The organism is Bacillus sp. JJ1521 (genome assembly GCF_036965165.1).
Classification (GTDB): Bacteria; Bacillota; Bacilli; order Bacillales; family Bacillaceae_L; genus Ferdinandcohnia.
Genome location: NZ_JBALOX010000172.1, coordinates 1 through 11,249, shown reverse-complemented (window position 1 = coordinate 11,249; position 11,249 = coordinate 1). Strand labels below are relative to the sequence as shown.

General features: G+C 37.6%; 7 protein-coding genes and 1 pseudogene. 2 read left to right on the top strand and 6 right to left on the bottom strand.

Annotated features, from left to right (window positions below; translation table 11 throughout):
- The first annotated feature begins 457 nt into the window (after window positions 1-457).
- A pseudogene (aspA, locus tag V7147_RS20270) lies at window positions 458-1,869 on the top strand (aspartate ammonia-lyase).
- A 57-nt stretch (window positions 1,870-1,926) separates the two neighbouring features.
- Here aspA and V7147_RS20265 read toward each other — a convergent pair.
- The 6 genes from V7147_RS20265 to V7147_RS20240 form a co-directional block, all read right to left on the bottom strand.
- The gene (locus V7147_RS20265) at window positions 1,927-4,068 is read right to left on the bottom strand and encodes a glycoside hydrolase family 3 protein (protein WP_335369622.1); all 2,142 of its coding nucleotides are present in this window, start codon (window positions 4,066-4,068) and stop codon (window positions 1,927-1,929) included.
- Window positions 4,069-4,563: 495 nt separating this feature from the next.
- Window positions 4,564-5,349, bottom strand: coding sequence for an SDR family oxidoreductase (locus V7147_RS20260; RefSeq protein WP_335369621.1), 786 nt, complete (start codon window positions 5,347-5,349; stop codon window positions 4,564-4,566).
- Window positions 5,350-5,485: 136 nt separating this feature from the next.
- The gene (locus tag V7147_RS20255; protein WP_335369620.1) at window positions 5,486-6,409 is read right to left on the bottom strand and encodes a DMT family transporter; all 924 of its coding nucleotides are present in this window, start codon (window positions 6,407-6,409) and stop codon (window positions 5,486-5,488) included.
- A 293-nt stretch (window positions 6,410-6,702) separates the two neighbouring features.
- Window positions 6,703-7,305 (bottom strand): TetR/AcrR family transcriptional regulator, encoded by a 603-nt coding sequence (locus V7147_RS20250; protein ID WP_335369619.1) that lies wholly within the window; start codon window positions 7,303-7,305, stop codon window positions 6,703-6,705.
- Between the two features lie 21 nt (window positions 7,306-7,326).
- Window positions 7,327-8,046: a GTP pyrophosphokinase gene (locus V7147_RS20245; RefSeq protein ID WP_335369618.1), complete on the bottom strand. Its 720-nt coding sequence runs from the start codon at window positions 8,044-8,046 to the stop codon at window positions 7,327-7,329.
- A 538-nt stretch (window positions 8,047-8,584) separates the two neighbouring features.
- Window positions 8,585-9,886 carry an MFS transporter gene (locus tag V7147_RS20240; protein ID WP_335369617.1) on the bottom strand — a complete coding sequence of 434 codons (1,302 nt, stop codon included), beginning with the start codon at window positions 9,884-9,886 and terminating at the stop codon, window positions 8,585-8,587.
- A 128-nt stretch (window positions 9,887-10,014) separates the two neighbouring features.
- Here V7147_RS20240 and V7147_RS20235 point away from each other — a divergent pair.
- Window positions 10,015-11,249 (top strand): helix-turn-helix domain-containing protein (locus V7147_RS20235; protein ID WP_335369616.1); only part of this gene is annotated, 1,235 nt, incomplete at its 3' end.

Sequence of the window (11,249 nt, the reverse complement as noted above, 5' to 3'; positions counted from 1 at the left end):
AACATCGCCTGAGGAGCCCATAAGGAATGCGACTAGGATAAAGAAACAAGAGCCGAAAAACATGGTAGTTAACAAATTTGCGTCTAAATAAAGGGAAATCCCAAACAAGACTGCTACCTCAACGGCAGTAATCAGAAGCGCAAATGTCATGTGTCGTACCATTGTTCATCCCCCCTTCCCCAAACTGCTGATACTATTGCTTACGAATGAGATTGAGAAAAGTTTCGGAATACTTTGTATCATATTATTCAGTTTTTTTATCATTTAGTCCAGACATGAACGAACCTTTTCATCAATAATTCTGACATTATTGCAATTCTAAGTTTTTCATTGTAGTTCATGCATGCTCGTCTTATAATGGGTGGTGTGGGTGCGCTTTCACTTCCTTGCACACCTGCAGATTTCATTATTTAAAAGAGTCTTAGATTACTAAAATATAAATAAGGGTGAGAAATTCATGTGCCAATTTCGTATCGAAAAAGATTTTCTAGGAGAAAAAGAGGTTCCCGTTAATGCCTATTATGGCGTCCAGACGATACGAGCCGTTGAAAATTTCCCGATCACCGGTTACCGAATCCATGAGGAATTAATTATTGCTTTAGCAATCGTTAAGAAAGCTGCGGCGCTGGCAAACATGGATGTGAAGCATTTATATGAAGGCTTAGGCAATCCAATTGTTCAAGCAGCAGATGAAATTATTAACGGAAAAATGCATGACCAATTTATCGTAGACCCTATCCAAGGTGGAGCAGGTACATCTATCAATATGAATGCAAATGAAGTCATTGCTAATCGTGCACTTGAGATACTTGGTTTTGAAAAAGGAAATTATACTGAGTTAAGTCCAAACAGCCAGGTGAATATGTCTCAATCTACGAATGATGCGTTTCCAACAGCACTTCATATCGCCACTCTTAAATTAATTGAGAAATTAGTTCACTCAATGGAGCATATGAAGGATGTTTTTCAGGAAAAAGCAAAAGAATTTGACCATATCATTAAGATGGGTAGAACCCATCTCCAGGATGCGGTACCTATTCGACTTGGACAAGAGTTCGCTGCATATGGTCGAGTTTTAGAACGTGATATAAAGCGCATCCAGCAATCCCGCCAGCATTTGTATGAAGTAAATATGGGGGCAACTGCCGTTGGTACTGGGCTAAATGCTGAACCAGGATATATCAAAAATGTCGTCAACTATTTAGCGGAAATTAGTGGGCTTCCTTTAGTTGGTGCTGAACATCTAGTCGATGCTACCCAAAATATTGATGCATATGCTGAAGTTTCAGCTGCATTAAAAATATGTATGACCAATATGTCAAAAATCGCAAATGATTTACGGTTAATGGCCTCAGGACCTCGTGCAGGTCTTGGGGAAATCATTTTACCGGCAAGACAACCAGGTTCATCCATAATGCCAGGAAAAGTAAACCCTGTTATGCCTGAAATGATCAACCAAGTAGCATTCCAAGTTATCGGAAATGATCATACAATTAGCTTAGCTACCGAGGCTGGTCAATTAGAGTTAAATGTGATGGAACCAGTGTTAGCATTCAACTTGTTACAATCACTTACCATTATGAATAACGCATTCAAAGCATTTACTGACTACTGTCTATCAGGAATCAAAGCAAATGAAGAGCGTATGAAGGAATATGTAGAAAAAAGTGTTGGAATTATCACCGCTGTCAATCCACATATCGGTTATGAAGTCGCAGCACNNGAGAAGCCATTTTAAATGGTAAACAAGTGCGTGAACTTTGCTTACAGTATGATGTGTTAACCGAAGAAGAATTGGATCTAATTTTGAACCCTTACGAAATGACAGAACCAGGAATTTCAGGGTCATCATTGCTTGACAGAAACTAAAAAAGAATACTTTATTACAAAAGAGGACTGTCGCCAGTCCTCTTTTCATACATGTATTTAGTTTTTCTTCCCAGCATGGTCTGGTTTACCTGTTTCATCTGCATGTGCAGGTTTACCTGTTTCTTTGGCATGGTCTGGTGCTTTTCCTTGATTGTAGGAAAGTCCAAATCCAAACCAGTATTCTTGACCAACTTTGTTTTTATACACATAAGATGGGTCTTCTTCATATCCAGGAATATCCCCATTTTCATTCGCTACTGCCTCTTCGTTAGCAGGGATTGTGAACGGAAGCTTTCCTGTTGGATTAAACTTACCGCGAATCACATCAACTAATGCTTCAGCCTTTACTCCAAATGTACTGATAACAGCCGCTGCATTTGGTTCAATTTTATCGATTAACCATGGGTTTGTCATGTTAATCGCAGTAATTGTAGGCACTGTTTTTTGAATATCAACAATTCGATCAACATTCGGGATTCCTGTTTCAGGTCCCAATTTAATGGACGGATCTGCTGTTGTAGTGCTTGGATGTACCCAGACTAAAGCATGTGTTGCATCCTCTAGATTATCGACAACCTGAATCGATTTATCATAGTTTGCAATCTTTTCTCTTAACGCTTTTGTGCTACCGTCTGCATTCGTTTTTGTGAATACTTCCACATAAAGCTTAACTTTCTTGATTTGGCCATTATTTATTGGAAGTAGTTTTTCATCATTACGTAATAGAACAATTGATTTACGATGTGCTTCATCTGCAATTTTTTGAGATTCAGGATTAGATGCAACCTTAACGGCATTTGCAGGATCCACATAAGGATCTTCAAACAATCCTAACTGCATCATTTCTGTTAGTAAAAATTCAACCGAATCATCCACAAATTCGATTAATTCTGGTTCAGCCGCGATTGCATCAATTATATATTTTGGATCAGCTTCACCAGAGAAAATATTAACTCCTGCTTTTAATGCATAAGCAACTCTTTCGGCACGTGTTAAATCTTCAACACCCCATGCCTGTGCAGTTGTAATACCCGTATCCGTGTTCACATAGCCTTTGAAACCTAGTTGGTCACGTAATAGATCGCCAATAATCGCTTTATTATATGAAAAACCAACTTCTTCAAACGGCTCACCAGTGCCAAGTTGATCCGGTGCGCTATGTTCATTGCTTGGGTACGCATAGTAAGGCATGATTGATGTCGTACCTGCTTCAATAGCAGCTTTGAACGGAGGGATATGGTACTTAAGTAAGCTTCCCTCTGTTGGATATGGGTTAAAATTCCCGTCTAAGTAATGGGGATCCTTCCCATCATCACGTGCACCGCCACCTGGGAAATGCTTCGTCGTTAAAGAAACACTACTTGAACTTAATTTATCCCCTTGGAAGCCTTTAACAATCGCATAAATCATATCTGCCGCAAGCTCTGGATGTTCACCAAATGTTCCATTTGTTCTACCCCAGATTGGGTCTGTAATGATATCAGCCATATACATATAACCCTTTTGGATTCCTGAAGCTCTCCACTCTTTTGCAGCAATTTGACCGAATTGCTTGACCAACTTGGCATCTCTTGTAGCTGCTAAACCAAGTTCGCCTGGCCATACAGAAAATACTCCACTTGCTTCCGCAAACCCAAATGCTAAGTTATTGTTAATATGGTTACGCGGGTTAGATGTCATCACGACTGGAATTCCCAATCTTGAGCTTTCAGCTAGTTCCTGTAATTCGTTCGTCCATTTTGCTAAAACATCCGCCTGTGGATTATCACGAATGATGAAGTAGCGTAAGTTTCGCTCAAGAATACCTTTAGTCGCTCCAGACGCATCTAAAACTGGCTCATCAAAATAATAATTCGGGTCACCAGGCTGTGCCCACATATTTGTTTCACTCCATGTATCTGTTTCACAAAGAAGGGTACCTTCTTCCGCTGGGCATTTAACTGCTCCAAAGCCACCGCCTTGCATGAACTGTGAGGATATTAGCATTAGTCCCGCTTTTTCTTCAACAGTCATTTGCTCTAGTAAATCCTCTACCCTTTTTTCTACTGGTAATCTCCAGTCTTCATATGTATCTAGTTGCCCATTCCCATTTAAGTCTTTAAATTCTTTGCCATCTACTGTTAAAATTTCTTTTGCTCGTGCTTCTACTTCTTTACTAATTTCATTCTTCTTTCCGCCATCATTCCCTTTTGCACTCACCTGAGGAATGACAAGTGGAATGAATAATAATGCAGCTAATACTACAATCGTAATCTTTTTCCATTTGGACTATTTCGCCATCATACTCTTCCTTTCTCTTTCAAAATGATCATTAATCGTATTCGACATCTGTCCCCCTTCCCCATGATGTAACCCCTTTCAAATTAAAGTATAGTAATCGTTTCTAGCAAAATATATTAGTATACTTTAATGTTAATAGAATAGCACTCCAAAAAAATCTCGTAAATCATACTTTCTGATTGTTTATTAAATTCATACTTATCTACCAATTCGACAAAATCCAAGCAAATCCACCTACTCTTTTTGGACTATGCCTTTTGTTATGATTATTTGTGTCGATATATTTTTTTTCCGTTTCACCAGGAAAATTTGCTTCGTTATCTGCGTCTCGACAGCCAGATTTGTGCCCACAGTTACTAGATTTATATATAGAAAAAACCTGTCCCCTTTTTTATTGGGAACAGGCTTCGTTTTTTAGATGGCCTTCACCATTCCACCGTCTACCAAATAGGCTTGTCCGGTCATATAAGTATTGGCATTTGATACTAAAAATGTAACAAAGTTTGCGAATTCTTCAGGTGTGCCATAGCGTTTTAATGGGATTGTTTCTTTGAACATCTCTTCAACTTCTTCAATCGGCTTGCCAAGTTTCTCTGCATTCACTTGATCCAAATGAGCCACCCGGTCTGTTGCAATTCTTCCAGGTGCCACTGTATTGATAAGTATATTATGTGGTGCTAATTCGTCGGCTAATGTTTTCGATAATCCGACAATTCCTAGGCGAAAAGTATTAGAAAGAATCAAACCTGGAAGAGGCATTTTAATGGAGGAGGATGCAATATTGATGATTTTTCCACCATTTTTCTGCATATAAGGTAGAGCTCCACGAATCATTCGAATATAACTTAATAGATTTAATTCAAACGCCCCCTGCCACGCCTCATCATCTAACTGTTCAAATGTTCCTGCCGGAGGACCTCCTGCATTGTTAACCAAAATATCAATTGTTCCAAACGTATCTACTGTTTGTTTTATTAGAGCTTCAATGTCTTCTTTTTTGGTGATATCGGTTTGAATGTAAGAAACCTTGCCTTTATTGAATACCGAAAGTTCCGCTTGGACCGCTTTTAATTTCTCCTCGTTACGGCTTGCGAGCATGACATTAGCTCCTTCTTTTACAAGCTGGGTCGCGATTGCTTTACCGAGTCCTTGACTAGATGCCACAACAATGGCTGTTTTTTCGTTTAGGTTTAAATCCATATGTATCTCACTCCTTTAAATTAGGTACTATTCTTTAATTTTAGCTCACTTTTTTCGTTTTGTGTAAATCTTTAGATAATTGTGCCCTACACCGAAAGGAAAGGCCAGCTCCGGCAAAAGAGCTGACCCTTATCATCTATTTCGACACTGAAACCCCGACTTGCTTTTCAATCCGCGGTTTTCGTTCAAATAATTCAGTTCCTAATAAAACACCAATAACAATTAATATAAATCCAACTAACTGAATCCATTTGAATGCTTCATTTAAAAATAAAACCGATCCTACTAATGAAAAGAATGGCGAGAGATTTAGGAAAATGGCAGTTTCACCTGCTCCTAGCTGCGAAATGGCAAAGTTATAGCACAGGTTTCCGATTCCAGTGGAGATAATAGCGGATGCAATGAAAATCACCCACACATATGATGGCGCAGCTCCCAACTTATGGATGGATTGACCCTCTATAGCAAAGCTTAACATGACCATAAATCCGGCCCCCATTAACAATGCGTAACCTGTAATCGTTTTGGGGTCTAATGTATAAGAAGCTTTTCGAATAAAAATAAAGCTTAGCCCTTGGGCTATAACTGATAAAAACACATATAAATCTCCAATTGAAAGCGTCGTAAAAGAGCCGCCACCGAGAACCAAAATAAAGTAAATACCAGTTAATCCCAAAAGGACCCCACACATTTTTAATAACGTCATTTTAGCTCTTAGAAAGAGTACCGCTAATATATTGGTGACAAGCGGTATTAAGGCGAGAATGGATGCGCCGTTCGTGGCACTTGTATTAACCAAGCCGATGGATAGTAATGCTTGGTGGGCAAAAATTCCTGTTAATGCACTTAGTGATACATAGCCGAACTCCTGCAGGTTCATTTTTTGAAGATCTTTCTTCAAATACAAAAAGACAAATATCACAAGCCCTGCAGCAAGAATTCGTAGACCAGTAATGGTAAATGGAGGAAAGTTTTCAACCAATATTTTAATAGCGACAATATTTAACCCCCAGGCAGCCATCACAAATAACAAAATGCCGTATAAATAAGTTTTCTGCACACACACCCATCCAATCTGTATTCAATCAAATTTGCCATGGCGTATTTGCGCCCAGATTTTAGTCCAACAGGAAGTGGGTCAAAAGACGTTGCCACAGGATGTGGCGTTCTTAGTCTTTGGTCTTACCGCTCGAAAAACTTCCTTTGAAAATCTGTGGCATCCGCCGGAGGCTTTAACTTAATTCAGCAGAAGTAGAAAACGTTTGCTGAATAAGTTAATGCATTCTATTATACTTCATTCCGATTGAAAAAAGGCTCGAAAAATAAAATATCCGGCAGGACACAAATTGTGTGCTACCGGACAAGTCCTTTTTTCAACAAATTCATTTCGGTCATAAAATTGTTCATTGCAGTATCACGGGGTAAATCATGTGCAAATGCATAGATTAAATTGCGTAACATAACCGATGTAATGATTTGCAAAGCATGAAATAACTCCACCTCATCTGAGACATTCATTTTGCCTATGTCAATTCGAGAGCAATGCATTTTAAAATTTTCGTTAATTTCATGTTCACTCGTCATTCTGTCAAAGGTACGTTCAATTTTATGGGTCATATTTAACAATGCATTTTTAAAAAACGTCAGGTTTTCTTCTTCATGTAAAAACAACTCGAAAAAATCGATAAATGTTGCAAATAAATCGCCCTCATACTTTTCGAGCATAGAAAGGAACGCTGCTTTCTTTTCTTTCGCAAACTCACCTAATAAAAAGAAAAAGGCATCCTCCTTGTCCTCAAAATATTGATAAAAGCTGCCACGTGGGATTCCAGCAGATTTGATGATATTGGAAATCGAAGCGTCAGACAAAGGAACACTGGAAAATTCCTTTCTCGCCGCTTCAATTAATGTGTGTTTTTTATCCTCAGGTAAATTAAAAAATGTTAGTTTTGGCATATCCACTTGTCCCCCTTTTACCTACTGATTGATAAACGATAGTAAGTCGGATGGTAAACGGAATTGTTCTCCATTTTCAAAGATATTTTCCGCTTTTGCTGATTCTTTTAATTGGTTCATTTCTTTTTGAAGCTTCTCCATTTTTTTATCTAATTGTGATGCCGTAATGGCTGCTTCTTTTAATTCATCCTTCATATGCTGAGGGATTTCTTTATTGTATTTATAGTATATTTTGTGTTCCAAGCTTGCCCAGAAATCCATTGCGATGGTTCGAATTTGAATTTCAACAAAGACATGGTCTTCGCGGTCGGACATAAAAATGGGGATTTGTACAATTAAGTGCAAGCTTTGATACCCGTTCTGCTTTGGATTTTTAATATAATCCTTACACTCAATGACAGTCACGTCCTTTTGTTGTTGCAGCATTTCACTAATTCTATAAATATCGGAAATGTATGAACAAACGATGCGAATTCCCGCAATATCACGGATATTGTTTTTGATGGACCCAATCGAAAATTCGTATCCTTTGCGGTTGACTTTTTTTAATATACTTTCCGGTGATTTTACTCGCGATGATACATGTTCAATTGGGTTGTATTCGTGTATATATTGAAACTCCTGCTTTAGAATATTGATTTTTGTCATCATTTCTTCAAGCGCAAACTTATAAGACATCATAAATCGGATAAGCTCCACTTTCATATCATTTATCTGATCCATTCTATTTGCTATAGACATAATTCGTCTCCCTAATGTATAGTTAGTGGTTTCTTGATGATAGAAGCTTTGACACCTAGCTGTTGAAGCTTTTTCACAAGCTTTCGTAGTTTCGGTTTCGTTAGTTTATTTTTAGTTTCATTATTTAACATGACATTGTGTCACCTCACTAGTTAAATTTTAAATGACAAGATGTCACAAGTCAAATAAAAATGACACATTGTCATATTTTGTTCACAACAATAATGTTCATAATACCCTGACTCTACATTTGGACTCGATCCCGACATTTACAGCCTGCGTTGTCCGAATCAACCTTACATCGGGACACACTAATGACATTTTCCGCTACGCCTGTCCATTTAACCGTGTCCGCTTTTTAGTCTACATCACTACTGCCAGAAACACTGATTCTCTTACTTAATTACGATGTGTGATCTCAGGTGGAACCTTCTTTAAAGTCACTAATCACCCTAAAACAAAAAATGGCGAATCAAAACTATTGTCAGTTTTGACACACCATTTCTAATTTGCTCCATACAAAGATTTGCCCGAAGCTTTATATTGCAGTGCTAGTTTTTTCAACGACGGATTTCTTCTCCGTTAATTCTGGATGTGCAGTTCGAACAACACTTGGTCTTGCTAGTACTAATACTACTCCGATTAAGACAATAGCTGAAGTGATAAGAATATATTGACCTGGTAACTTGTCGTACAAATATCCAAAAATAATCATGCCAAGTGGCATTAAAGCAACGGCCATTGATTCCAAAATCGAGAACACCCGCCCTTTGAAATCATCGTCAATCATTTTTTGCATCATCACTTGAAGTGGTGTGTTGACAACGATGATCGTGGCACCAAACGTAAACATTGCTATAAAATAGTACGCAAATACGGACCAATAGGATAATGAAATCATTAATGGAACAGCCATTGCACCCATGATTACGCCTAAACCAATGATTCCTCGCTTTGAAACGAGAAATGGAAACTTGACTTCTTTTCGAATCGAGAAGTAAATCGAGAATAACAGCATTCCAATTGCAAACGCTCCTTGTGTGAAGCCGAAATGTTGTGAAGCCATCTTTAATTTTTCAATTAAGATGAATGAGAAACCAACCTCAAATGCTCCAAACAAAAAATTAATGATTAATGAGATCCAGATCATGATCATAAGAACCTGTTTCGTTTTCAAATAGCTGATTCCTGCTTTAATACTCTGCCACATTGTTTCTGCTTGATCTTGTGCTTCTTTCTCCTTGCGTTTTGCGAATAGGTTGAAATTCATTGTAGATTCAAGGATAACAGCAAGAACTGAAGCAACGATATACATTCCTAAAAACACTTCCATCGATACAGTTCCATATAATAGTCCGCCTACTGCTGGACTACCAATTGCTGCAAATGACATTGAAATTTGATTTAGAGACATTGCTCTTTGTATGCGTTTTTCATCAACCAAACCAGTTACCGATGATGTAAAGGTAACACTAGTAAATGAACTTGCGAGAGATAGTACAACCGTTGTTGTGTAAATTGCAATCAATGATAAGCCATAGGACATACTTACAATTAGGAGCCCAACAATTGCTAATGTTGTTACAAGCTGTGAAATAATCACGATTTTTTTTCGAGAAAATTTGTCCGCCGCATAACCAGCAAGCGGTGCGACAAGTGCTCTCGGCAATAGATTACAAATCAGATTTGTTGCAAAGCTTGTTGCTGACCCTGTTAATTGCAGTATATAGAAACTAATTGCAAATGCGTATACTTGTGCGCCAAATGAGGAAATGATTTTACTGATTGTGAATGTAAATAAATGATACGTTGCCTTTTTAAGCTTTTGTTCTTCATTCATGAAAATTCCTCCATTACGGAAAAGTTTAATTTGATTAAACAAATCATATCATCATTATACTTTCTTTTCAACAAAAAGTTTAATATAATTAAACAAAATATATTAAATAGGGAGAGTGCCTATTTCTCATGCTTGGTGAACGCATACGGAAATTACGCAAACAAAAGAAATTAACATTAGAAGAGCTTGCAGGAACGAAACTGACGAAAGGCATGCTGAGCCTTATTGAAAATAATAAAGCAAATCCTTCAATGGAGAGTTTAACCTATATTGCAGAAAGACTTGAAATTGAGTTATCACAGCTTTTAAATGAAGTGAATTTCGATGAATTGCAAGACATATTAGATCAAGCGGAAAAAATATATGTTATTGATCGAGAAGATTATCCCGATAAATATAAAAATCTTATTACACTAATTGAACCGTTTGTTCCTCAATTAAATCAAGGTTATGTGGCTGCACGATTGCTGGAGTTATATGGTTATAGTCTTTATTGGGAAAAACAAAGGGATTGGAGACAACCACTTGAGCAGGCTGCACACCTTTACGACCAAATGAATGTCACGCCCAAAAGGACAAGTATCGCCGTCTTTCGCGGACTCGTTCATTTCATGGACTATCAATATGAGGATTCACTAGCTACAATCCTCCACGAACGTAAGGAGATTGAGAAAAAGCATGTTTTTATCGATCCTGTTTCAAGATTAGACCTTGATTATCAGGAAGCCGTTCTTTACTTTGCAGTAGGTGATATTGAATCGGCTAAGCATGTCATGGATGAAGCGATTTCCTTTTCACAAAAAAATAAAATCTTTTATTTAATTGATGATTTATATAGGCTTGCTGCTGCCTATTCGATGATGGCTGATGACCTTGAATTACATGAACATTATTTAAATAAGTTAAAGCTGTATGCTGAATTTTCGGATGATAAAATGTCTAAGATTACTTCACAGCTCTTTTACATTGAATCCCTTACTTCTGTAAAACATGATTACAGTACAGCCCTTGAAATTGTTGATCAGTATTTAGCGAATCCAGAATTTCATCAACAACAATTTAAGGAATGGTTTTATCTAGAAAAAGGAAAGGCATTACGAGGACTTGGTCGATATAAAGAAGCAATTGATTATTTAAATCAAGTTGAGGTCCCTGACTATCACCGTCATCCGTTCGACTTATCACAGTTTTATTTGAAAGACACCTTTATTGCGCTTTGCCTTGTTGAGCTTGAAAAAATGGATGAAGCATTGTTAGCAGCAAAAAAAGCAGTTGATTTATTTGACCATCTGCCTGACTCACCTTATAAAAAATTTTGTTTGGATACCTATCATGAAATTATGGCTACAAAAGATAATAATCA